This is a genomic window from Actinomadura barringtoniae, assembly GCF_017573505.1.
Taxonomy (GTDB): Bacteria; Actinomycetota; Actinomycetes; order Streptosporangiales; family Streptosporangiaceae; genus Spirillospora; species Spirillospora barringtoniae.
This window is the reverse complement of record NZ_JAGEOJ010000011.1, coordinates 347,555-370,577: the sequence shown is the minus strand read 5'-3', so window position 1 is coordinate 370,577 and position 23,023 is coordinate 347,555. Positions and strand designations below refer to the sequence as shown.

Sequence of the window (23,023 nt, the reverse complement as noted above, 5' to 3'; positions counted from 1 at the left end):
GTTCGTAGAAAGTTCGCGATATGACTGAGGCCGTAACGCCCGGGGAGAAATTCTGCGCAGCGTCGATACGTCCACTCCGAACGTCCCCCGCATGTACGACTACCTCTTGGGCGGCAAGGACAACTACGCCGCCGACCGTGAGGCCGTCGAGGAGGTCGTCCGGCACGCGCCGGACACCCCGTTCTTGGCGCGCGAGAACAGGGCCTTCCTCCGCCGCGCGGTGCGCTTCCTGGCCCAGTCGGGCATCCGGCAGTTCATCGACATCGGCTCGGGACTGCCCACGCAGGGCAACGTCCACGAGATCGCGCACCAGGTCGCGCCGGACGCCCGCGTCGTCTACTCCGACGTCGAACCGGTCGTCCTCACCCACGGCCGGGCGCTGCTGGCCGGGACGCCCGAGGTCACCGTGATCCAGAGCGACGCCCGCCACCCCGAGGACATCCTGACCGACCCGCAGGTCGAGAAGCTCATCAACTTCGACGAGCCGATCGCCGTCCTCATGCTCGCGGTCCTGCACTTCATCGACGACGCCGACGACCCGCCCGGCATCGTCGCCCGCCTGCGCGCCGCGATGGCCCCCGGCAGCTACCTGGCCATCTCGCACGTGACCGCCGACTTCGACACCGACAACAACGTCCGCGACGCCGGTGCCGTCTACGAGAAGGCCACGTACCAGATCACCCTGCGCAGCCGCGCCGCCGTCACCGGCCTCTTCGACGGCTTCGACCTGGTCTCCCCGGGCCTCACCACCCTCTCCCTGTGGCGCCCGGACGACGGCACGATCATCCCGCCCAACGCCGACCGCCAGTGGTGCTACGCGGGCGTGGCCCGCAAGGCCACCTGAGGGCGGGCCTGCGAGCCCGGCCTGTCAGCCCATGGTCTTGGCGCCGTCCAGGGCCTCGCGGATGATGTCGGCGTGGCCGCAGTGGTGGGCGGTCTCGGTGATGATGTGCAGCAGCGTGGCGCGGGCCGTCCAGAAGTGCTCCGCCTTCCAGGGCGCCGCCGGAACGGTGTGACCGGCGTTCAGGTCGGGCAGGGTGGCCACGAGCTCGTCGGTACGGGCGGCGACCTTCTCGTACTCGGCGAGGATGCCCTCCACGGTCTCACCCGGCTGCATCCGGAAGCCCTTGGCGTACTCCTCCTGCACCTTGGGGTCGGAGTAGTCGGGGGTCGTGGACGGGCCGTCGACGATGAAGTCCACCCAGCCCTTCTCGGTCGACGCGACGTGCTTGATCAGCCCGCCCAGGCACAGCTCGCTCACCGTGGTGCGGCGCGCCGCGTCCTCGTCGCTGACGCCGCGGACCGTGCCGCGCAGGAACTCGCGGCGGGTGCGCAGGTTCTCCAGCAGGTCGGCTCGCTCGCCGGTCAGGTTCTCGGTCATCGACGTGTCCCTTCGACTCACCCGTGTTCCAACGCCTCCGACTCTAGCAGAACGGAATAGTTTGTTCCACTCGTTGCGGGATCAGGTCCAGGGGCGTTCCTCGCCCTTGACGTCGAAGAAGTCGCCGCCCTTCGCCCGCGTGTCCTCGGCGCCCCATCGCCGGTGGCGCGGCATCTTCATCAGCCACGGGATGTGCTTGGCGCAGTGAATGTACGCCTCCTCGACGCCGACGCGCACCCACAGGCGGGCCCGCCGTCCGGGGATGTCGGCCTCCGGGCGGTCCGGCCACAGTTTCAGGAGGTCGGCGTCCGCCAGCACCTCCGCCGTGCCGTTGACGTGCAGGCCGATCAGGTGGGTGAGGAAGTCGACGAAGATCAGCCCGGCGTGGCCGTTCCCGGAGATGTTGCCGAGGCTGCCCATCACCCCGTTGCCGCGGTACTCCGGATAGACCAGGGTGCGCTCGTCCAGCACGTGCACGAAGCCGGGCGGGCCCGCTCGGAAGCTGCAGTCGCACTCGCCGCGGGCGTCGGCGGTGGCGACGAACATCATCTCCTGGCGCCCGACGAACTCCGCCATCCGCTCGTTCAGCCGGTCGAGCATCTGCTCCCGGTAGAAGCGCGCGGCGCGGGCGTCGAACCCGAGGTCGCGCTGCAGCATGTGCTCCCCCGCCGAGCCGGGCAGCCCGGTCCGCAGTTCGGTCATGTCGTCCTCCCCGATGCCGCGTACGTCTGCTCGGGAAGCTAGGCAGCGCCGGCGACGCGGCAGCGACACAGCGGCGACACGGTACAGACGCCCTCGACCGAAGTCGGTCAGGCGGAACGGTCGGCGGACAGGGTCGTGTGCAGCCGTCGCTGGAGGGCGGGCGACGGCTCGACTCCGAGGTCGCGCAGCAACCGGCCGCGCGCCCGGTGGTAGACGCCGACCGCCTCGGCGGGCCGCCCCAGGTCGCAGAGCGCGCGCATCAGCTGGTCGTAGAACGGCTCGTGCAGCGGATACCGCGCGATGAGCAGCTCGATGTCCTCCACCACCCGGTCGGCGCGGCCCGTGTCGAGATCAACCTGGATCAGCGCCGCGTGCACCTGCCGCCGCGCGTCCTCCAGTTGTTCGACCGCGGCCCGCGTGATGGGCCCGTGCCGTACGTCGGCCAGCGCGGGGCCGCTCCACAGCGCCAGCGCTCGGTTGAGCAGGAACGACGCGCGCCACGGATCCTCGGTCCGCCGCGCGTCCGTCCGCAGCCGCCGGAACGACGCCGCGTCCAGCTCGTCGTCACCGACGTCCAGCCGGTAGCCGTGGGAACGCTGCCGGAGCCGCCCGGCGATCCCCGGCTCGCGGCGTTCGAGCGTCCGCCGCAGCCGGGCGACCTGCGCGGTCAGCGCCTCGCGGGGCCGTGCCGGCAGCTCGACGCCCCACAGCTCCTCGATGAGCGCGTCGAAGTGCAACGCATGACCCTCGTTCAACAGGAGCACGGCCAGCAGGGTGCGCTGCAGCGTCCCTGGAACGGACTCGGCCGAGCCTGGAGGTCCCGCCATGACGGGACCGAGAATCCGGTAGTCCATGCCCACTGGTCACGGCCGCCGGACGGTCCCGGTTCAACCGGGCCGAGAGGTGGGGAGCTGCGGGAAACCCGAGTGCGCTTCCGTCACTTTGGACACTCCCGTGTCTAGGGTTTCGGAGCTATCTCAATTTCCTCCCGCTGTCGAGATCAAGGGCCGAACTCGGCCACCCCTGTCGACAAATCCGGAATCGAATTTGATCATCACGGGGGAACGCAAACGATCTTCGTGCAGAAAGGTCTCACGCATGCCCGAGATCACGCGCCGCAGGCTGCTCGGCACCATGGCGGGAACCGCCGCGAGCACGCTCATCGCCTCGCAGCTCCCCCCGAACCTGCGGCAGGCCGCCGCGGCCACGGCCAAGCCAGGTTCGCTGCGCGACATCGAGCACATCGTCGTCCTCATGCTGGAGAACCGCTCCTTCGACCACTTCTTCGGCAGCCTGGCGGGCGTGCGCGGCTTCGACGACCCGAACGCGCTGACGCTCCCGAACGGCAAGTCGGTCTTCTACCAGCCGGACCCGAAGAACCCCGACGGCTACCTGCTCCCCTGGCACCTGGACACGCACCGGACCAACGCCCAGGCACTGCCGTCGACCGGTCATTCCTGGGCGGTTCAGCACGCGTCGTGGAACAACGGAAAGATGGACAATTGGCTGCCCGCCCACAGAGCGACCGATGGTGACGCGGTCGGGCCGTTCACGATGGGTTACTACAAGTGGCAGGACATTCCTTTTGATTACGCGCTAGCGCACGCGTTCACCCTTTGTGACGGCTACTTCTGCTCGGTCATGGGCCCGACGTGGCCGAACCGCCTCTATCTGATGTCCGGCACGATCGACGCGGACGGTGTCGCGGGCGGCCCGATCACCAGCAACGTGGTGAAGCAGCCGTACCGCTGGAAGACCTACCCCGAGCAGCTCGAAGAGGCGGGCGTCAGCTGGCGCGTCTACCAGGACGAGGACGACTACGGCTGCAACCCGCTGGAGTTCTTCCAGACGTTCCAGGACGCCAAGCCCGGCTCTCCGCTGTACGAGCGCGGCATGCGCATCAGCCCCTCGGACCAGTTCGAGCACGACGTGAGGCGCGGCAAACTGCCCACGGTCTCTTGGATCGTTCCGACGTCCGAGCAGTCGTCCCACCCGTCGTACCTGCCGGCCGCCGCGGCCGACTTCGTGGCCAAGAAGCTCGAGGCCGTCGCGGCCGACCCGAGCCTGTTCTCCAAGACCGTCTTCATCATCAACTACGACGAGAACGACGGCCTGTTCGACCACGTACCGCCGCCCACTCCCCCGGCCGGAACCCCGCACGAGTTCGTCGGCGGGGTGCCCATCGGCGGCGGCTTCCGCGTGCCGTGCACGATCGTCTCGCCGTGGACGCGTGGCGGCCACGTGGCGACCGAGGCGTTCGACCACACCTCGGTGCTGCAGTTCATGGAGCAGGTCACCGGCGTCCGCGCGGCCAACGTCACCGACTGGCGGCGCCAGACGTTCGGCGACATGACCTCCGCGCTGGGTATGAAGGTCAACAAGCGGTTCCCCGCCATGCCGCCCACGATGCCGCTCTTCTGGCTGGCCGAGTACGAGGCCGCGACCCTCCCGGCCCCCACCCTCCCCACCACGAACCAGACTCCCCCGCATCAAGAAGAGCCCCCGTTCCCGCCGCCCACCCGGAAGACTCCCGCGCAACACCGAGGCGGCGCTCTCCGCGGCACCAAGAGCCGCCTGGACGAGGTGCGCGCCGAGCACCCCGATCGCGGCAAGGGCACCAACTTCCCCGGCATCATGGACGCGGTCTCCGACCAGCCCCACCTGGACGCCGCCGCCAACGTGAACACCGTCCTCTACGTAGCGTCCCTAGGCGGCGGCCTAGCGGCCATCGACCGAACGACCGGCGCACTCCTCGCCGCCGTCAAGGGATTCACCAACCCCTACGGCGTCACAGCCGCCGCATCCAAGCTCTACATCACCAACTCCGGCGCGAACACAGTCGCAGTAGTCGACCGAGCCACCAACAAGATCACCAAAACCATCGTGGTGGGCGTCTACCCCCACGGCGCGACAGTCTCCCCCGACGGCACCCGCGTCTACGTGGCCGACACGGGTCCCGACAACGGCCCCGGCGGCTCCCGCGACATCTCGGTGATCGACACCGCGACCGACACGGTCGTCACCACGTTCCGCGCGGGCGAGGCACCGCACGCCATCGCGGCGTCCTCCACCGCCCTCTACGTGACCTGCACCGACGGGCTCCACATCCTGACCGCCGAAGGCAGACACAAGACCACCATCCGCGACGCCGCCCGAGGCCGAGGCGTCGCGCTGAGCCCCGACGGCAAGTACTGCTACGCCGCCCAGCCCACAGAAGACCGCGTAGCCGTCATCGACACCGCCCGAGCAAGGCTCATCAAGCACATCCCCGTGGGTGACACCCCGTGGGGCGTGGCCTTCACCGCCGACGGCTCCCGCGCGTACGTCACCAACGCCAACGACGACACCCTCACCGTCATCGACACGGCCCGCCACACCCCGCTCACCACGATCCCCGTGGGCCACATCCCCACCGGCATCCTCGGCGACGGCACCACCCTCTGGGTCGCCAACAACACCTCCAGCACCATCACCCGCGTCGACTCCACCACCAACACCGTCACCACGACCACCCCCCTGGGCCTCAGCAACGAACCCGCCTCCCTGACCATCGCCTGACCCACCCGGTGGACTACCTGACCTGGTAAGGAACCGTCAACGCCCGCGACCTGGGAGGCCTGCGGACCACCGACGGCCGCGCCACTCGTCCGGCCGCGCTCGTACGCTCGGGCATGCTCGACCGGCTGACCGCCCAGGGCTGGTCCGAGCTGCTCGCGTACGGCGTCCGCACGATTGTGGACCTCCGCAACGACGAGGAGCGCACGGTCCTGCCTCCCCCGCCGCTGACCTGCGTGCACGTCCCGCTGGACGATCCTGCCGACACGGCCATGTGGGACCGCATCAGAGCCGACGGCGTGGACGGGACCCCCCTGTACTATCCGTTCTTCCTGGAACGCAAGGCCGAGCGGTGTGCGGCGGCGGTCAGGGCGGTGGCCCATGCCGGGCCGGGCGGCGGCGTGCTGGTCCATGGCGCGGGCGGACGCGACCGGACCGGCCTGGTCAGCCTGCTTCTGCTGCTCCTCGCCGGCGTGGCGCCTGACGAGATCGCCGCCGACTACGAGCTCAGCAACCAGTGGATGGCCCAGAAGAACCCGCGCTACTGCACGCTCGAGGTCCTAGCTCGCCACCACACCACTGAACGGGACGCGCTCCTGGCCGTCATCGACTCGCTCGACGCCGTCTCGTACCTGCGGGAGGCGGGCCTGCGGGAGGAGGAGATCGAGGCGGTCCGTTCTCGGCTGAGGTAGGACGGCGTCAGCTAGTGAGGAAGGCGCCGGTGGTGGCGGCTTGGGCTGCGGTTCGGGCTGCTTGGTCGGGGAGGTCGGGGTCGGGGGGTGTTCTCAGGAGGATGAGGTGGTGGTAGATGGGGGCGGTGGCGGCTATGAGGAGGGGGCGGGGGCTGGTGCCGGGCGGGAGTTCGCCTCGTTGGACGGCTCTGGTGACGACTGTTTCGCAGCGGGTGTAGCGGTCTTCCCAGAGGCGGCGCTGGGCGAGTTCGGCCTTGTCTGAACGGAACGAGGCGGCGATCAGGGCGGTGACGATCGGGGGGTCGGCGGTGAGGGCGTCCTGGATCTCGTGGTTCAGGGCCGCCAGGTCGCCTTGCAGGGAGCCGGTGTCGGGGGGGCGCCAGTCGTCGTCGCTCGCGGCGTCGAGGACGTCAGCGAGGAGGCCGCCGACGTCGCCCCAGCGGCGGTAGACCGTGGTGCGGTGGACGCCGGCGCGGGCGGCGACGGCGTCGATGGTGAGGGCGTCGTAGCCGTGCTCGGCGAGTTCGGCGAGGACCGCCTCGTGCACCTGGGTGCGGACGCGGGCGGTACGACCGCCGGGGCGGCGTTGCGGTGAGGTCATCGGCGGTCCGGTTTGCTCAGCGGTTCGGCGTCATGACACCATCTTAATGCATCAGTTGTCGCAATAGTGAGGTGGTCATGCCCGATCCGTCCGTGGTGCATCCCATGCCCGACCAGCCGCGGGTGGTGCTCCTGAAGCCGCTGATCAGCTCGGCGCTGATCGAGGTCGGGGACTTCACCTACTACGACGACCCGGACGACCCGGAGGCGTTCGAGACCCGCAACGTGCTGTACCACTACGGGCCGGAGCGGCTGGTCATCGGGAAGTACTGCGCGCTGGCCGAGGGCGCGCGGTTCATCATGAACGGCGCCAACCACCGGATGGACGGGCCTTCGACGTTCCCGTTCCCGATCATGGGCGGGGCGTGGGCCGAGCACTTCGATCTCATCAGCGGGCTGCCGGGACGGGGCGACACCGTGGTCGGCAACGACGTCTGGTTCGGCTACCAGGCGACGGTGATGCCCGGCGTCAAGATCGGGCATGGAGCGGTCATCGCGTCCGGTGCGGTGGTAGTCGATGACGTGCCCGACTACGGCATCGTGGGCGGCAACCCGGCCAAACTCATCCGGCGCCGCTACAGCGATGCTGACGTCGACCGGCTGATGGCGCTGGCCTGGTGGGACTGGCCGCTGGAGCACATCACCGCGCACGTTCGCACGATCATGTCGGGCAGCGTCGAGGAGCTGGAGAGGGCGGCGGCCGAGCTCAGCTGAAGCGCTTGCGTGCCTGGCGAACGACCCATGGCTCACCGCCCAGTTTTACGGCGCCGTTGATGGCGGTCGTCATGAACTGGCGGCCGATGAGCCGCTGGGTCGGCCCGGCGCTGTGCGGCAGGAGATCGCGTGACCACGTCGGCAGGGCGTCGACCAGCGCCCATCGCAGAACGGGGATGCGCTCCAGCTTGCCGAACATGAAGTCCAGCGTGGACTTGGCCTGCGGCGTGAGGGCGATCTGCGGCGCGACCCAGCGGTAGTAGTCGCGCAGGTCGGCCATCGTGGCGGGCAGGTCGGTCCCGCCGATCTCGGCGTGGATCCGGGCGAAGCCGGCCACGACCTCGTCCAGGCGTTCACGGTCCAGCGGCCGCGGGTGGTAGAGCAGGTGGCCGCGGATGAAGCCGTACGTCAGCCCGGCGTGCGCCCATCTGAGGTTGCCGGGGTCGTTGGCGGCGTAGGGCCGTCCGTCGGGCCGCGTTCCGGTGACCACCTCGTGGTAGCGATGAACGTTGCGGCACACGCGCTCGGCGACGTCGGCCGGCCCGAACACCGTCGCCCAGTAGAACGACCCGGACCTGCCGCCTCGGCGCTTGAACTGGGTGAAGAAGTCGGAGTGGTCGATCGCCGCGTACGCCATGTCGGGCATGAGCGCTTCGCACATCAGGCTCACGAAGCCGCCGATGAGCCCCGAGGGATGCGACTGCAGGTACCACATCGCACTGTCGGGACCGAACCACCCGGGATCTCCGACGGGATCGGCGAACCGCAGCCCGGGAAGCATCGATCGGTCGGTCGACACCTGCTCGAACGTGTCCTGCACGAGGCGCTGAACGAACCCGACCTCGGCGAGCCCCGCCTCGCGGGTCCGGGCACTGATCTTCAACGCGGGGTCTCGGTGGCGGTTCTCCAGCGCGTGTGCGGCCATCCGTCTATCACCTCACTCTCAGACACTAGCGTCTTTTTGTTACTCAAAGCCGTAGCAGTGGTTCTTCTTAAATACATATCGTCGTCTATATGAGCGGAAGACACCATCACGTCCGGCGCGGGTTCGCCTCGGCCGCCACGGTCGGCACCGCGTTCTGCGCGGCCATGTACGCGGGCGGGACGCAGACCGCGGCGGCGGGGACCACGTATCCGGTCGGCGATCTGAGCACCGCGATCGCCAACTTCTTTCTCAGTCCAGACGCTGTCACCGGGGCCAACGTCTGGACCTGCAAGCCCTCCGCCGAGCATCCGAATCCCGTGGTGATCGTGCACGGGACGACGTCCAACTTCGGGTCGGCCGCGGCGATGATGGCGCCCACGCTGGCCAACGCCGGGTACTGCGTCTACGGCTTCAACTACGGCGAGACGCAGTCGACCCTCGGGCACATCTACGGGCTTGGCGACATCGCGCAGTCCGCACGGACGATGAGCGCGTTCGTCGACAGGGTGCTGGCCTCGACCGGGGCGCAGAAGGTCGACGTGGTCGGCGGCTCGCAGGGCGGCATGATGCCGAACTACTACATCAAGCGGCTCGGCGGCGCGGCGAAGGTCCGCACACTGATCGGCCTCGGCCCGACCAACCACGGCACCACGATGAACGGGCTGGTCGACCTGGGGCGTTCGCTCGGCGTACTCGGCCTGGTGAACGGCTTCTACCACCTCATCGGGTCACCCGCGCACACCCAGCAGGAGGAGGGCTCGGACTTCCAGAAGGCGCTGTTCGCCGACGGTGACACCGTTCCCGGGGTGCGCTACCTGACGATCGTGACCTCGCACGACACTACCGTGACCCCGCTGACCAACGCCTACCTGCACGGCGGCGACGCGACCAACGTCCTGCTGCAGGACCTGTGCCCGGACGATCCGGTGAGCCACAGCGGGATGTCGTACGACGGCCCGATCATGCAGATGATCCTCGACGAGCTCGGCCCCAAGGTCCCCGGGTTCAAGCCGAAGTGCACCGCCTACGGCCCGAACGTCTGACCCCCGAACACCTAGGTCAGCGCGAAGGTGAGGATGGCGTTCGTCGTCGGCTGCGGCGAGCCGCCCGCGGGTTCGATCGTGACGCCGACCTGCTGGGCGCCGTCGAGCCCGGGCGCGATGGTGGACGTGCTCTCCGTCCGCGCCGTCGGGGACATGGTGGTCACCGAACGCGGCTGCCCGCCACCCATGAACCACAGCTGGTAGGTCTTCCCGGCGGGCACGGCGGCCAGGTGCGAGGTCGTGACGACGGCCTTGTTCAGCGAACGCGACGCGATCACGGTCATCGTTCCCTTGGGGCCCGTCTCCTGCGGGGCCATCTGCGCGTCGGGCGCGGTCAGCACGGCGGTGATCTCACGGCTCTGGGCCGCGATCCGATCGGCGCGGTCGGCGGAACGCTGCGCGACGACGCCGAGCGCCAGGGCGACCACCAGGCAGGCGGCGGCGAGCGCCCACGCGACGCTGTTGACGCGGAACGAGGGCAGCCGCGTCTGCTGGCGCGGAGGCAGCTGGCGGGTGTGGGCGATCTCGGCGAAGACGTGGTCGTGCAGCGCCACCGGTGCGGGCCTGGCGGTCGCGAGCGCGAGCCGCGCCGTGGTCTCCCGGAAGCTGCGGACCTCGTCGGCACAGGACGTGCAGCCGTCCATGTGGCGTTCGAAGCGCCGCGTCTCGGTGTCGTCGAGCGCGCCCAGCGCGTAGGCGCCGGTGAGGTCGTGCGGGTCGTGGGTCATCGGTCGACCCCCAGGCAGTCGCGGAGCCGGATGAGGCCGTCCCGCATCCGGGTCTTGATCGTGGACAGGCCGACGTCCAGGAGCCTTGCGACCTGGCTGTAGCTGTAGCCCTGGTAGTACGCCAGCGTGATCGACTCGCGCTGGAGCTCGGTGAGCCGTTCCAGACAGCGTCTGACCTGCTGCTGTTCGAGCCGTATCTGGGCCTGCTCGGCGACCTGGTCGAAGTCGCGTTCGGGGAGGTTGGCGCGTTCCTCGCGGTCCTTGTCGGCCTGGGACGAACGGACCCGGTCGATGGCGCGGCGATGGGCGAGCGTGAGGGCCCAGGCGGAGGCGCTGCCGCGTCCGGGCTCGAAGCGCGACGCCTTGCGCCACAGCTCCACCAGGGCCTCCTGAGCGACCTCCTCGGCCTGTGCGGGATCGCGCAGCGTACGCAGGGCCATGCCGTAGACGGGGCCGGACAGCTGCTCGTACACCAGCTCGAACGCGTCCTGGTCGCCGCGCGCGACGCGGCCGATCAGGTCGCCGAGATCTGCCGGGTCGGGAGCGGCGGTCGGCGCCGAGCCACGGCGCGGGGAGCCGTGCGGTTCATTGATCTCCACACTCTTACTTCGTAGCCGGGCCGCGTTCGGACTGGTCAAGCGATGCAGAAGATTGACCCGTCCGCTCTTGGTGCGGCTCCGAATACAGGGCGTGACACCTTTCAGGAGGGCTCCGGCGGCGTTCTGCGGCCTCGCTTCGGCCGCGGTCGCCATGGGCGCCGCCGAGCTGGCGGCCGGCGCGATCCGCCGCCCGCGCTCCTCGCCGCTCTTCGCGGTCGGCGCCGGATTCATCGATCTGACGCCGGTATGGCTGAAGGATTTCGCGATCCGCCACTTCGGCACGAACGACAAGACCGTGCTGCTCAGCGGGCTTGCCGCGGGCCTCGTGGTCGCCGCGATCGCCGTGGGGCTGCTGGCCCGCAGATGGCGATGGGCGGGGCTGGCGGGCCTAGCCTGCTTCGGGCTCGTCGGGCTGGTGGCCGCCCTCACCAGGCCCACGGCCGCGGCTGTCGACGCGCTTCCGGCGGTGGTCGGGACCGCCGCCGGCATGCTCGCGCTCCTCGTTCTGCTCCGCGCCTCGACGCCCGCTGCCGTCACTGACGGTGAGCATCGGCGGCGGTTGCTGCTGGCGGGCGCCGGAACGGTCGCGTTCGCCGCCGCGAGCGCCGCGGGCGGACGGCTGCTGATGGCTCGCACGAACGTGGCGGCCCTCCGCGCGCGGGTACGGCTGCCGGTGCCGGCGCCGTCCAACCAGGCGAGTTCCGTTCCACTGGGCGCACAGGTGCCCCTGGCCGGGATGCCGCGTTTCACCACTCCCAACAACGACTTCTACCGGGTCGACACCGCGCTCCTGCTGCCGCAGGTCGACCCGGGCGGCTGGACGCTGCGCGTGCACGGCATGGTCGCGCGGCCGATGGAGATCACGTTCGACGAGCTGCTCCGGCGCCCGCTGATCGAACGCGACATCACCCTCGCGTGCGTGTCGAACGAGGTCGGCGGCCGGCTGGCGGGCAACGCGCGCTGGCTCGGCGTGCCGCTCGCCGCGCTGCTGCGCGAGGCGGGCGTGGAGTCCGGCGCCGACCAGCTGCTGTCGCGTTCGGCCGACGGGATGACGCTCGGCACGCCGCTGGACGCCGTGCTGGACGGCCGCGACGCGCTGCTGGCGGTCGGCATGAACGGCGAGCCGCTGCCGATCGCCCACGGCTTCCCCGCCCGCATGGTCGTGCCGGGCCTGTACGGCTACGTCTCGGCGACCAAGTGGGTGGTGGACCTCAAGGTCACCCGCTTCGCGACCGACCGCGCCTACTGGAGGCGCCGCGGCTACGCCGAGCAGGCACCCGTCAAGACGTTCTCCCGCATCGACGTCCCCGCGCCGCTCGCCAAGGTGAGCGCCGGGCGCGTCATGGTCGCCGGAACGGCCTGGGCCCAGCATCGCGGCGTCGCCGCCGTGCAGGTGCAGGTCGACGACGGCCCCTGGCGGGAGGCGAGGCTGGCGCCCGTTCCGGGCCTGGACACCTGGCGGCAGTGGGTCATCGAGTGGAACGCCGTTCCCGGTTCCCACACGCTGCGCGTCCGCGCCACCGACGGCACCGGCGCCACCCAACCGCAGGAACGCGCCCGCCCGTTCCCCGACGGCGCGACCGGCTGGCATTCGGTGGTGATCACCGTCACCTGATCAGCGCGCACCACTTCGGCTCAAGAATTCCGATCGATCATCAGGAGATCATCATGAACCGCATCTACACGACCGCGATCATCGTGTCCGCGCTCGCCTTCGGCGCGACGGCCTGCTCCGGCGACGACTCCAAGTCCGACTCCTCCAGCGGCGGCAAGGCGGCCGCGACCATGCCGTCGTCGTCCGCGCCCGCCGCCGCTGCCGCGGACGCCAAGCCGTTCGGCCCCGCCTGCTCGGCGGTGCCGGCCTCCGGCAAGGGGAGCTTCTCGGGCATGGCCGCCGACCCGGTCGCGACCGCCGCGTCCAACAACCCGGTGCTGTCCACCCTGGTCACCGCGGTCAAGAAGGCGGGCCTGGTCGACACGCTCAACTCGGCCCAGAACATCACGGTGTTCGCGCCCACCAACGACGCGTTCGCCAAGATCCCCAAGGCCGACCTCGACAAGGTCCTGGCGGACAAGAAGAAGCTCACCGACATCCTGACCTACCACGTGGTCGGCCAGAAGGTCGCGCCGAACGCGCTCGCGATGGGCGACTTCAAGACCCTTGAGGGCGGCATGGTCAAGACCAGCGGCTCGGGCGAGTCCTTCATGGCCAACGACGCGAAGGTCGTCTGCGGCAACGTCCAGACGGCGAACGCCACCGTCTACATCGTCGACACCGTCCTGATGCCCAAGAGCTGAGCACCGGGAACGCCGTGTGCACTCGGGACCGCCACTCTCGCGGCGGTCCCGAGTGCATACGGAAGGAGGTCGGGAGCTAGTGCTTCTTGGGCGGGAGCGGGAAGAAGCCGCTGGTGCGTTCGACGTAGTCGGCGTAACCGGGACGCGTCCTGGTCAGCTGCTTCTCCAGGAGCGGCTTGCCGGTCTTGCCCGCCAGGAAGTAGGTCATGGCGATCGGCGAGAGCAGCGTGAGGACGCCCGGCCAGCGTTCGGCGGCGATCAGGAAGAGCCCCCACCAGACCACGGCGTCGCCGAAGTAGTTGGGATGGCGGGTGTAGCGCCACAGGCCGGTGTCCAGGACCTTGCCCTTGCTGTCCGGGTCGGCACGGAAGCGCGCGAGCTGCCAGTCGCCGACCGCCTCGAACGCGAACCCGACCAGCCACACGGCCGCACCGATCCAGGCGAGCGGACCGAGGCCGCCGTCCTCCCCCATGGCCACCATGACGGGCAGCGCGACGAAGTACATCACCACGCCCTGCGGCAGGTAGATCCGGGTGATCGCGGCGGTGTTCGGGTCGGGGTGGCGGCCGAGCATCCGCTCGTACCGTGGGTCCTCGCCGGCGCCGATGCTGCGGCGCGCGATGTGCAGCGCGAGCCGTACGCCCCAGATCGCGGTCAGCGCGAGGACGAGCAGGCGCCGCGACGTGTCACCGTCCCCGATGACGAACGCGACCAGGGCGATGACCGTGAAGCCGAGCCCCCAGATGACGTCGATCACCGAATGGCGGCCGAGCCGTACGGCGGCCGTCCAGGTCGTGGCGAGCAGGATCACGACGGCGACCGCGCACGCAAGGTAGGTCATGCCCGCCTCCTCAGCAGTAGTTGATGGACGTCCATCCGGCCCTGCTCGAAGGCGAGGCCTCCCCCGATCAGGTACAGCCGCCAGACGCGGGCCTGCTCGCGTCCGACCAGCTCGACCACCTCGGAGTAGCGGGACTCGAACGTCTCGTGCCAGGCCCACGCGGTCTGCGCGTAGTGGTCGCCCATCGCCTCGGCGTGCTCGAACTCCAGACCCGAGGCGGCGAGCAGGTCGATCGTCTCGCCTACCGGCCGCATGTGCATGTCCGGCGCGATGTAGGTCTCGATGAACGGGCCGCCGCCCGGGTGTCCCTCGCGCGACATCTGCTGCACGAGGACGCGCCCGCCGGGCCTGACCATCCGCTGCAGGGTGGCGGCGTAGCGCGGGTAGCCGGACGAGCCGACGTGCTCGCCCATCTCGATCGAGGCGACCGCGTCGTAGGGCTCGTCGTCGATGTCGCGGTAGTCGCGGAGCTCGACGGCCGCCCGGAGGCCGCGAGCGCGGGCGCGGCCTTCCACGAATTCCTTCTGCTCGCGCGAGAGGGTGTAGCCGACCGCCTCGACGCCGTACTCGTGCGCCGCGTACAGCAGCAGCGAGCCCCAGCCGCAGCCGACGTCCAGGAGCCGCATGCCGGGCTCGAGCCGGAGCTTGTGGCAGATGAGGTCGAGCTTGCGGCGCTGCGCCTTGGCGAGGGTGTCTCCGGGTTCGAAGTAGGCGCACGAGTAGGCCATCGTCTCGTCCAGGATGAGCCCGTAGAACGCGTTCGACAGGTCGTAGTGATGGGCGATGGCGGCCTGGTCACGGCGCGGTGTGTTCAGCCGTCCGCGCAGCCGTGCCTCCGAACGGGGCGCGGGCAATGGCGGGCCGAGGACGCGTGGCGTACGGGCCAGCAGCCGCGACACCTCGGTGAGCAGGCCGGGGGTGAGGTTGAGGTCCTTGGCCGAGGCCCGGACCTTGCGGAAGGCCTCGGCGAGGTCCCCTTCCACGTCCAGGGTTCCCGTGACGTACGCGCGGGCCAGGCCGAGTTCCCCAGGGCGCCAGAGGATGTAGCGCAGGGCCAGTGGGGTGTGGATGACGACGACGGGCTCATCATCTCCAGACGGGCCGTACTCCGTGCCGTCCCAGAGCCGGACGCGGAACGGAGGCCTCCCTTCGAACAGGTCGTTCAGCGCCGTTTCCAGGGTCATGGCCTCTCCAGCGTCAGTTGCCACACGTTGAGGTATTCGGATCGGAAGCCGGCCTCGGAGTAGGCCAGGTAGAGGGTCCACATGCGGTGGAACACCTCGTCGAAGCCCAGGGCGTCGACGGCTTCCCTGCGTTCCAGGTAGCGCTCGCGCCAGAGGCGGAGCGTGTCGGCGTAGCTGCGGCGCAGGGAGAACCGGTCCACGATCCTCAGGCCGCCGACGCTCGCCTCGATCGCCGGGATGGACGGGATCATGCCTCCCGGGAAGATGTACTTCTGCACCCAGGTGCGGGTGTCCAGGCTCGCGACCATGCGGTCGTGCGGCATCGTGATCGCCTGGACGGCGGCGCGGCCGCGCGGCGCGAGGCGGGCGCGGAGCGTCGCGAAGTACTCCTTCCAGTACTCGGCACCGACCGCCTCGATCATCTCGACGCTCACGACCGCGTCGTAGGTGCCCTCGACCTCACGGTAGTCGCGGAGGGCGATCTCGCAGCGTTCCTGGAGGCCGAGATCGGCGACGCGGCGGCGCGCCAGGATCAGCTGCTCCTGCGACAGGGTCACCGACGTCACCTCGGCACCGCGCTGGGCGGCGCGGATCGCCAGTTCGCCCCAGCCCGTGCCGACCTCCAGCATGCGGGTGCCCGGGCCGACGCGCGCCTGGTCGAGCAGCCTGTCGATCTTGCGGTGCTGTCCCTCGGCCAGCCCCTCCCAGGTGGCGCCGGACGGATCGGGGAAGAGGGCGGCGGAGTAGGTCATGGTCGGGTCGAGGAACTGCGCGAACAGTTCGTTGGACAGGTCGTAGTGCCGGTGCGCGTTCAGCCGCGCCCCCTCGGGCGTCGCCCGGTCGGCGCCCCGGGCCCGGGGGACGGCGATCTTGCGGAGCCGTTGCAGTGGCGCCGGAACGAGCCTGGTCAGACGCGAGGCGAAGATCGTGAGCACCCGAACGAGGTCGTCGGCGTCCCAGTCCCCCGACATGTAGGCCTCGCCGAAGCCGATCAGCCCGTTCGAGCCGATCCGCTGGAAGAACGCCTCGGGGCTGCGGATCAGCATCGTCGGCAGGTTGGATCCCGGCCCGGACGCGGATCCGGACACCGCCCCGAACGCGGACCCGTACTCCACGTGGAGCGGGAGGCCGCGGACGGCGTGCCGCCACAGCCGCTCCGCGACCGCGGCGCGGAGCCGGTGGGACGGCACGGTATAGACGTCAGGCCAGATGGCCTGGAGCTCCTTGGGGTTGGTCTTCATCGGCATCAGTCCCGGGGCACGATCTTCAGCCCGCGCAGGTACAGCCCGATCCCCTGACGGCGGATCCGGAGGCTGGTGACCAGCGGCGCGAGCGGGTGGCGGATGAACATGCGGACCAGGCCCGTGCCGGTGGCCGGCCGGCGCCGGCCGAGGACGGTCGCCACGAACGGCGGCCGCCCGTCCTGGTGGAGCCGGACGCTGAGCTTGAGGAACTCGCCGGGCGGCGGCAGGTCGAGCCGGTAGACGCCCGAGACGGTGTTGAACGGCGAGACGTAGAACGCCTTGGCCGTCTCGGTCTCCCCCGGCAGCATCAGGTACCGATGCCGTCCCCCATAGGTGTTGTGGACTTCGGCGATCGTGCAGACCGGTTCGCCGTCTCGCACGCTGCACCAGTAGACGGTCAGGGGGTTGAACACATAACCCAAGACCCGTGCCTGCGTGAGCATCAGAACGCGGTCCGCCACAAGGCCGTGCTCGTCCAGGAAGCGATCCACGTTCTGACGCAGCGAAAGCCCCGGGTCTCCCACGTGGTCCTTGGCGCGGAACGAGGCGAGCAGCCGCAGGACCCGGGAAAGCCGGGGCAGCCGGTCCAGATCGACCAGCCACATATAGCCGGAGTAGCCGAACGCATGCCGGATCGGCGCGGCCCGGGCATGGGTGATGCGGCACTCGTACAGAGCGTTCACCATCGGCCGCCCAGGGCCTCGGCGGCCTGTACGCCGGATCTGCAGCCGTCCTCGTGGAAGCCCCACCCGTGGTAGGCCCCGGCGAAGGCGATCCGCGAGTCGTTGAGCGAGGCGAGCCGCCCCTGCGCCTCCAGCGCTTCGGGCGTGTAGACCGGATGCTCGTACACCATGCGTGCGATGACCTGGTCGTCGGCGACCTCCTCGCCGAGCGTGACCAGGTACCTCGTCGGGCCTTCCAGCCGCTGCAGCCGGTTCATGTCGTAGCTCACGCGGACGCTGTCGTGGCGGGCCGAGCACGAGGCCATCCGGTAGTTCCAGGACGCTCGTGCGCCTCTCGCGCGGGGCAGCACGGCCGGATCGGTGTGCAGAACGGTCGCGTTCCGCGAGTAGCCGAACGCCCCGAGGACCGTGCGTTCATCCGTCGTCGGCTCCGCCAGCAGCCGCAGCGCCTGGTCCGCGTGCGTGCCCACGACCGCAGCGTCGAAATGCTGCGTGCCGCCCGCTTCCAACTCCACGCCGTCGGGCACGCGCCGCAAATTCGACACGGGCGTCCCCGTGTGGACCTCGGCCGACTGGCCTACCCGTTCGACGTAGGTGCGTGATCCGCCGGTCACGGTGCGCCAGCGGGGCGAGCCGCCGACCGACAACATCCCGTGGTTCGCCAGGAACCTGAACAGGTAGCGGGCCGGATAGCGCCCGGCGATGGACGGCGCGCAGGACCAGACCGCCGACACCAGCGGTGTCAGGAAGTGGGAGACGAAGTACGGCGAGTGCCCCCGCGCGAACTCGCCCAACGTCCGTTCGTCCCCGCCGTCCAGGGAACGCCGTGCCGCCCGGTGAAACCGCGGCACCTCCGAGAGCATCCGCAGGTAGGGACCGCGCCCGCGCAACCGGGGTTGCGCGAACAGCCCGACCGGGCCCCTGCCGCCCGCGTACTCCAGCCCGCACCCGCCGCACGAGACCGACATGCTCATGTCCGACGGCTGCGTGGTGACCCCGAGCTCCCGGAACAGCCTGGTCAGCAGCGGATAAGTGGCCTCGTTGTAGACGATGAACCCGCTGTCCACCGCCGTCCCGCCGACGCCGTGCGTATGGGCGTGACCGCCCAGCCGCCCGTCCGCCTCGAAGATCGTCACCTCATCGGTGCGCCCCAGCACATGCGCCGCCGCCAGCCCCGCGACGCCTCCACCGATGATCGCGATCTTTCTCCGTGCCACAAAGAGCCCCCAGGGTGCCGAAGGTGCCTACACCCTTCATTCGTGGCCGAAACGGGGTGCGGTTGGGTCTGACCCGCAACTAAGCGACAGACGAGACCCCCGCTGGTCACCGCACCCCCGGCGCTATAGGGCTTTCGGGACTTTCGACGCCGAGGACGATTTTTTGTGGGCGGCGGGGTCACGCGGCCGGGGAGAACATGTCGAGCATCCCCTGGGGCGCGTTCTCGTCGCGGCAGCAGAGCCCGAAGATGACGGCGGCGTCGTCGGCGGCCTCGGCGCTGCGTGGGAACAGGGCCTGCTCGTACTCGGCGAGCGCGGCCTCGATGTCGTCCGGGTGCGCGGCGATGGCCTTGCCGAGCTCGGCCCCGTCGTACATGGCCAGGTTGGCACCCTCGCCGGACGGCGCCATGAGGTGGGCGGCGTCGCCGAGCAGGGTCACGCCCGGCACGCGGTCCCACCGGTGCCCGCTGGGCAGGGAGTGGATGGGACGCGGGACCGGCGCGGTATCGGCCTCGGTGATCAGCGCGGCGAGCTGAGGCGCCCACCCGTCGAACTCCCGCGCGCCGATCAGGTGCTCGGCCACGCGCTCACCGCGGACGGCGTGGGCGGCTCGGACGGCGCGGACACGGGGCTGCGCGAGCTCGCGATCAGCGTCTTCGACACCCTCGACCGGCACCAGTGGGCCGCGTCACACCTCACCGCGCCCGGCACGCTGCCGAACGCGCTGCGCCTGCTGGACACCATCGGGACCCTGGTCGCCCGGACCGGCCTGCCCGCCGGGCGGCACTTCACGACCGCCACCGCGATCTTCTTCTTCGTCACCGGCGTCAGCGCCCAGATCATCGCCCCGGCCCCCGCCGCCGACGCGGCCACCGACGCGACCACCGGCCGGGACGCCTACCTCGCCGAGACCGCGGACCGCTGGGCGAGCTTCGACCCCGCCGACTACCCGTTCCTGTCCCGTACCGCCGCCGACCTGCGCGACCACGACGACCGCGACCAGTTCATCATCGGCCTCGACCTCCTCCTGAACGGCCTGCACACCTCCGCGCCCGACCGGGAGTGAACCGGAGGCGCGGGGCAGGCCGTACGACGTGCTGACAGGCTCACCGAGCCGAAGACCGTCGCTTGTCCCGAGACCTCACGGAGGATCGAGTGATGGACAACGCTCTGAGACCGAGCGGGTCGTCCTCCCTGTTCGAGACCGAGACCCTGGGCCGTCCGCCCGGGGGTTCGATCGGCACCACCGAACGTGTGCCCTGGCATCAGGCCCGGCCGGAACCGGCCCAGATGGCGCCAGGGCCGGCGCCTGCCCCTTCCGCGCACTCGCAGGCGCACGCGCAGGAGAGGCCGCCGGGGGCGAAGGTCGCCGGGAACAAGCTGTTCGTGGTCCTGCTGTTCTGGGGGCTGCTGGCCACCAGCATCGCGCTGTGGGCGTTCGGCACGCCGCCCAGCGCGCTCAAGAGCACGCCCGACCTGGTCACCGCGGGCGGGCGCGTCACCGGGATGATCGGCGGCTATCTGCTGCTGGTGCAGGTCCTGATGATGAGCCGGGTCGCCTGGCTCGAGACCTGGATCGGCGGCCACGACCTGATGCGCTGGCATCGCCAGCTGGGCGTCTACCTGCTGCTGTCGGTCCTGACGCACGCCGTGTACATCACGGTGGGCTACTCGATGGTCGCGGGCGTCGATTTCGTCTCCCAGACGGTCACGCTGTTCAACACCGTCAACGGGATGGTCGGCGCGTACACCGCGACCGGGATCATGGTGGCGGTCAGCATGCTGGCGATCCGCGGCATCCGGCGCCGCATGCCGTACGAGGTGTGGCACTGGCTGCACCTGAGCACCTACGCCGTGCTGTTCCTGGCGTACAGCCACCAGTTCACCAACGGCGCCGAGCTCGCGAGGGGCGGGTTCGCGCGGTGGTACTGGATGAGCCTGTACGCGCTGGTGGTCGCCTGCCTGTTCTGGGGCCGGGTCGTCGAGCCGCTGTGGCTGAACCTGCGGCACCGGTTCGAGGTCATGGACGTGGTGTCCGAGTCGGAGACGATGTTCTCGGTCTACATCGGCGGACGTCACCTGGACCGGATGGACGCGCGGGCCGGGCAGTACTTCCGGTGGCGGTTCCTGGCGGGGAACGGATGGTGGCAGTCCCACCCGTTCTCGCTGTCGGCGAGCCCCAACCCGCAGTGGCTGCGTCTGACCGTGAACGCGGTCGGCAGCCATACCAGGGAGATGCGCGAGCTGCGGCCCGGCACCAGAGTGCTGGCCGCCGGTCCGTCCGGAACGTTCACCGCACGCCACCGCACCCGGCAGCGCGCGCTGCTGATCGCGGGCGGCAGCGGCATCGCGCCGATCCGCGCCCTGCTGGACGAGCTGCCGAGCGGAAGCGTGGTCATCTACCGCGCCTCCGACGCCAACGACATCGTGTTCGGCGACGAGCTGCGCGGCATGGCGCAGCGGCACGGCTTCGACCTGCGGTACGTGCTGGGCTCGCGGTACGAGGAGGGCCCGCGCCGCCTGTTCACGCCGCAGGGCCTGCGGGAGCTGGTCCCCGACGTCCGCCACCGCGACGTGTACGTGTGCGGCCCGCCCGGAATGGTCAAGGCCGCGGTCGCCGCGCTGCGCCGCGCCCGCGTGCGCAAGCGGCAGATCCACCTCGACCCGTTCGAGTTCTGAACGGCGTCGACGTCCGAACGACCGATACCGACCGACCAACACTGGAGACGTGATGCGTCGAACCACCGCGGCCGTCGCCGGGACGCTGAGCGGGGCCGCCCTGATCCTCGCGGCCAAGTTCGGTACGGGAGCCGTCGCCGCGCCCGTGGCGTCCGAGCAGACCACTGACGACGCCGGCGGTCTCACGCCCTCCGCCGGCCCGTCGCAGCCCTCCTCGCGTCCTCCCGCCAGCCGCGCCCCGCAAACCGGCCAGGACGGTCAGGACGGTCAGGACGGCCAAGGGGATCAGGCCGGTCAAGGCGGGCAGGCCGGGCAGGCGGCCAACGGCCTGAAGAACGGGATCTTCCGTGGCGACGCCGTGCGGAATCAGTACGGTCCCATCCAGGTCACCATCCAGATCGCCGCCGGCCGGATCACGGGCCTCACCGCCACCCACGCGACCTCCCCGGCGATGACGGTCCAGGTCAACGAACGAGCGATCCCGCTTCTCCGGAAGGAGACCCTGGAGGCGCAGAGCGCTCAGATCGACGGCGTCTCCGGCGCGACGTTCACCACCGGCTCGTTCAAGAACTCACTCCAGTCTGCGCTCACGGCGGCGAAGGCCTGATGCGTCACGACGAGACGGTCATGGGCACGGTCGTCAGCATCGACATCGCCGACCCGCTCCCCCGGCACACCCTGGTCGAGCTGATCGACAGCACCTGCGCCTGGCTGCACGAGGTGGACCATCGCTTCAGCACCTACCGAGCCGACAGCGAGGTCACCCGTCTCGACCGGGGCGAGCTGTCCCTCGACCAGTGCTCGCCGGACATGCGCACCGTGCTGGACGCGTGCGAGTCCCTGCACCGCGAGACCGATGGCTACTTCGACGCCCGCGCGGGAGGGCGGCTCGACCCGTCCGGCTACGTCAAGGGCTGGTCGGTCGAGGTCGCCTCGGAACGCCTGGCCGCGTCGGGCTCGTTCAACCACTGCATCAACGCGGGCGGCGACATCCGCAGCCGAGGGCGTCCCGAGCCCGGCCGCGCGTGGCGCTTCGGCGTCCGCCACCCCTGGGAGCCCGGCAAGCTGGCCTGGGTGCTGACGGCGACCGACCTGGCCATCGCGACCTCTGGAACGTACGAACGCGGCCTGCACGTGCTGGACCCCCACACCGGCGACCCGGTCGAGGCGCTCCGTTCGGTCACCGTCACCGGCCCGGACCTGTCGCTCGCCGACGCGTACGCCACCGCCGCGATGGCGATGGGAACGCGCGGCCTGCTCTGGCTCGCGCGCCTGACCCGTTCCGGCTACCAGTCCGCGGCCGTGACCCGCGACGGCAACGCCTACCGCTCCGACGGCCTCCCCGTTCAACCGCCGGAACCCACGCTCATCGGCTGAACCCTGACCCCGCCGGCCCCGGCTGCTCGCTGATCAGCTGAAGCCGGCCTGGTCGAGGATCACCATGAACTCGGCGGCGCGATGCCGCGTGATGGCCCCCTCGCGCCACCGGGTCCGCACCTTCTCCTTCAGCCCGACGACGTCCCGCCGCAGCTGCTCCTCGCCGTCATCGTCGAGCGAGTTCGCGGCCACGTTGTCGAGGTCGCGGGCGACGTCACCGCGAATCTCGTCCGCCTCAAAGCCCTGCCGAATCGCGAACCGGAACTTGACCAGCACATCCCTGACCCGCGCCGACGGCTGAGACCGCTCGTCAGGGCCGGTCGTCCGTGACGGGCTGGGCGACACGGTGTGGACCGGCGGAGGCGAGCTCGTCGGTTCGACGGTCGGCTCGACGGCCGGATCGCCCGCGGGGACCGAACGCGTGGGCACGGGCGGCCGCAGCATCCCGTCGTGATGCCGCAGTGTGGAACTGATCGTCACCTCCAGCGTCGTCGCGGCCGCCGCCGCGACGATCAGGACCCCGAGCGTGATCCAGAGCGAGCCGCGGTGTCTCACCTGCGG

At 70.3% G+C, this 23,023-nt stretch carries 24 protein-coding genes and 1 pseudogene; 11 read left to right on the top strand and 14 right to left on the bottom strand.

What is annotated here, in order from left to right:
- Nucleotides 1-49: 49 nt before the first annotated feature.
- Nucleotides 50-844: an SAM-dependent methyltransferase gene (locus J4573_RS27835; protein WP_307796945.1), complete on the top strand. Its 795-nt coding sequence runs from the start codon at nucleotides 50-52 to the stop codon at nucleotides 842-844.
- Nucleotides 845-868: 24 nt separating this feature from the next.
- Here J4573_RS27835 and J4573_RS27830 read toward each other — a convergent pair whose 3' ends face one another.
- The 3 genes from J4573_RS27830 to J4573_RS27820 all read right to left on the bottom strand — a co-directional run bounded on the left by J4573_RS27830 (nucleotide 869) and on the right by J4573_RS27820 (nucleotide 2,910).
- The gene (locus J4573_RS27830; RefSeq protein ID WP_208258807.1) at nucleotides 869-1,381 is read right to left on the bottom strand and encodes a DinB family protein; all 513 of its coding nucleotides are present in this window, start codon (nucleotides 1,379-1,381) and stop codon (nucleotides 869-871) included.
- Nucleotides 1,382-1,462: 81 nt separating this feature from the next.
- A complete protein-coding gene (locus J4573_RS27825; protein ID WP_208258806.1) occupies nucleotides 1,463-2,083 on the bottom strand; it encodes a pyridoxamine 5'-phosphate oxidase family protein in 621 nt (206 codons plus the stop codon).
- A gap of 107 nt (nucleotides 2,084-2,190) precedes the next feature.
- Nucleotides 2,191-2,910, bottom strand: a complete 720-nt coding sequence (locus J4573_RS27820; protein ID WP_208258805.1) for an AfsR/SARP family transcriptional regulator — start codon at nucleotides 2,908-2,910, stop codon at nucleotides 2,191-2,193.
- A gap of 271 nt (nucleotides 2,911-3,181) precedes the next feature.
- Here J4573_RS27820 and J4573_RS27815 point away from each other — a divergent pair, with 271 nt between their 5' ends.
- Together J4573_RS27815 and J4573_RS27810 are read left to right on the top strand one after the other, a co-directional pair.
- On the top strand, nucleotides 3,182-5,641 hold the full coding sequence (locus tag J4573_RS27815; RefSeq protein ID WP_208258804.1) for an alkaline phosphatase family protein: 2,460 nt from the start codon (nucleotides 3,182-3,184) through the stop codon (nucleotides 5,639-5,641).
- Between the two features lie 41 nt (nucleotides 5,642-5,682).
- Nucleotides 5,683-6,330: pseudogene (locus J4573_RS27810) on the top strand (tyrosine-protein phosphatase); the annotation flags it as partial.
- Nucleotides 6,331-6,337: 7 nt separating this feature from the next.
- On the opposite strand, the gene J4573_RS27805 reads toward J4573_RS27810, so the two are convergent.
- On the bottom strand, nucleotides 6,338-6,931 hold the full coding sequence (locus J4573_RS27805) for a TetR/AcrR family transcriptional regulator (protein WP_208258803.1): 594 nt from the start codon (nucleotides 6,929-6,931) through the stop codon (nucleotides 6,338-6,340).
- 71 nt (nucleotides 6,932-7,002) lie between these two features.
- Between J4573_RS27805 and J4573_RS27800 the strand changes: the two genes are divergently transcribed.
- Nucleotides 7,003-7,644 carry a CatB-related O-acetyltransferase gene (locus J4573_RS27800; RefSeq protein ID WP_372442895.1) on the top strand — a complete coding sequence of 214 codons (642 nt, stop codon included), beginning with the start codon at nucleotides 7,003-7,005 and terminating at the stop codon, nucleotides 7,642-7,644.
- On the opposite strand, the gene J4573_RS27795 is transcribed toward J4573_RS27800, so the two are convergent.
- Nucleotides 7,637-8,569 (bottom strand): oxygenase MpaB family protein, encoded by a 933-nt coding sequence (locus tag J4573_RS27795; protein WP_208258801.1) that lies wholly within the window; start codon nucleotides 8,567-8,569, stop codon nucleotides 7,637-7,639. The genes J4573_RS27800 and J4573_RS27795 overlap by 8 nt on opposite strands.
- An 89-nt stretch (nucleotides 8,570-8,658) precedes the next feature.
- Here J4573_RS27795 and J4573_RS27790 point away from each other — a divergent pair, with 89 nt between their 5' ends.
- Complete coding sequence (locus J4573_RS27790; protein WP_243773629.1) at nucleotides 8,659-9,612, top strand: esterase/lipase family protein; 954 nt, start codon at nucleotides 8,659-8,661, stop codon at nucleotides 9,610-9,612.
- Between the two features lie 11 nt (nucleotides 9,613-9,623).
- Here J4573_RS27790 and J4573_RS27785 read toward each other — a convergent pair whose 3' ends face one another.
- Entirely contained in the window at nucleotides 9,624-10,340 is a 717-nt protein-coding gene (locus J4573_RS27785) for an anti-sigma factor (RefSeq protein WP_208258800.1), read from the bottom strand.
- Nucleotides 10,337-10,933, bottom strand: a complete 597-nt coding sequence (gene sigK / locus J4573_RS27780) for an ECF RNA polymerase sigma factor SigK (RefSeq protein ID WP_372442901.1) — start codon at nucleotides 10,931-10,933, stop codon at nucleotides 10,337-10,339. Before sigK ends, J4573_RS27785 begins: the two co-directional genes overlap by 4 nt.
- Nucleotides 10,934-11,090: 157 nt before the next feature.
- Here sigK and J4573_RS27775 point away from each other — a divergent pair, with 157 nt between their 5' ends.
- Both J4573_RS27775 and J4573_RS27770 read left to right on the top strand, forming a co-directional pair.
- Entirely contained in the window at nucleotides 11,091-12,554 is a 1,464-nt protein-coding gene (locus J4573_RS27775) for a molybdopterin-dependent oxidoreductase (protein WP_208258798.1), read from the top strand.
- A 53-nt stretch (nucleotides 12,555-12,607) separates the two neighbouring features.
- Complete coding sequence (locus J4573_RS27770) at nucleotides 12,608-13,237, top strand: fasciclin domain-containing protein (protein WP_208258797.1); 630 nt, start codon at nucleotides 12,608-12,610, stop codon at nucleotides 13,235-13,237.
- 76 nt (nucleotides 13,238-13,313) lie between these two features.
- On the opposite strand, the gene J4573_RS27765 is transcribed toward J4573_RS27770, so the two are convergent.
- From J4573_RS27765 to J4573_RS56230, 6 genes are all read right to left on the bottom strand, one after another.
- Complete coding sequence (locus tag J4573_RS27765; RefSeq protein ID WP_208258796.1) at nucleotides 13,314-14,078, bottom strand: DUF1295 domain-containing protein; 765 nt, start codon at nucleotides 14,076-14,078, stop codon at nucleotides 13,314-13,316.
- On the bottom strand, nucleotides 14,075-15,262 hold the full coding sequence (locus tag J4573_RS27760) for an SAM-dependent methyltransferase (RefSeq protein ID WP_208258795.1): 1,188 nt from the start codon (nucleotides 15,260-15,262) through the stop codon (nucleotides 14,075-14,077). The genes J4573_RS27765 and J4573_RS27760 overlap by 4 nt, the downstream gene beginning before the upstream one ends.
- Nucleotides 15,259-16,503, bottom strand: a complete 1,245-nt coding sequence (locus J4573_RS27755; protein ID WP_208258794.1) for an SAM-dependent methyltransferase — start codon at nucleotides 16,501-16,503, stop codon at nucleotides 15,259-15,261. The genes J4573_RS27760 and J4573_RS27755 overlap by 4 nt, the downstream gene beginning before the upstream one ends.
- Nucleotides 16,504-16,508: 5 nt before the next feature.
- Nucleotides 16,509-17,192 carry a DUF1365 domain-containing protein gene (locus J4573_RS27750; RefSeq protein WP_208258793.1) on the bottom strand — a complete coding sequence of 228 codons (684 nt, stop codon included), beginning with the start codon at nucleotides 17,190-17,192 and terminating at the stop codon, nucleotides 16,509-16,511.
- Nucleotides 17,186-18,406: an NAD(P)/FAD-dependent oxidoreductase gene (locus J4573_RS27745; RefSeq protein ID WP_208258792.1), complete on the bottom strand. Its 1,221-nt coding sequence runs from the start codon at nucleotides 18,404-18,406 to the stop codon at nucleotides 17,186-17,188. The genes J4573_RS27750 and J4573_RS27745 overlap by 7 nt, the downstream gene beginning before the upstream one ends.
- Before the next feature lie 178 nt (nucleotides 18,407-18,584).
- A complete protein-coding gene (locus J4573_RS56230) occupies nucleotides 18,585-18,989 on the bottom strand; it encodes an FAD-dependent oxidoreductase (RefSeq protein WP_307796931.1) in 405 nt (134 codons plus the stop codon).
- Here J4573_RS56230 and J4573_RS27735 point away from each other — a divergent pair.
- The 4 genes from J4573_RS27735 to J4573_RS27720 all read left to right on the top strand — a co-directional run bounded on the left by J4573_RS27735 (nucleotide 18,978) and on the right by J4573_RS27720 (nucleotide 22,462).
- Complete coding sequence (locus J4573_RS27735) at nucleotides 18,978-19,472, top strand: TetR/AcrR family transcriptional regulator C-terminal domain-containing protein (RefSeq protein ID WP_208258791.1); 495 nt, start codon at nucleotides 18,978-18,980, stop codon at nucleotides 19,470-19,472. The genes J4573_RS56230 and J4573_RS27735 overlap by 12 nt on opposite strands.
- A gap of 92 nt (nucleotides 19,473-19,564) precedes the next feature.
- Nucleotides 19,565-21,085: a ferredoxin reductase family protein gene (locus tag J4573_RS27730; RefSeq protein ID WP_208258790.1), complete on the top strand. Its 1,521-nt coding sequence runs from the start codon at nucleotides 19,565-19,567 to the stop codon at nucleotides 21,083-21,085.
- Nucleotides 21,086-21,137: 52 nt separating this feature from the next.
- Complete coding sequence (locus J4573_RS27725; RefSeq protein ID WP_208258789.1) at nucleotides 21,138-21,692, top strand: FMN-binding protein; 555 nt, start codon at nucleotides 21,138-21,140, stop codon at nucleotides 21,690-21,692.
- Nucleotides 21,692-22,462, top strand: coding sequence for an FAD:protein FMN transferase (locus J4573_RS27720; protein WP_208258788.1), 771 nt, complete (start codon nucleotides 21,692-21,694; stop codon nucleotides 22,460-22,462). Before J4573_RS27725 ends, J4573_RS27720 begins: the two co-directional genes overlap by 1 nt.
- Nucleotides 22,463-22,495: 33 nt before the next feature.
- Here the strand turns inward: J4573_RS27720 and J4573_RS27715 are convergent, their stop codons facing one another.
- Nucleotides 22,496-23,017, bottom strand: coding sequence for a hypothetical protein (locus J4573_RS27715; protein WP_208258787.1), 522 nt, complete (start codon nucleotides 23,015-23,017; stop codon nucleotides 22,496-22,498).
- Nucleotides 23,018-23,023 lie beyond the last annotated feature (6 nt).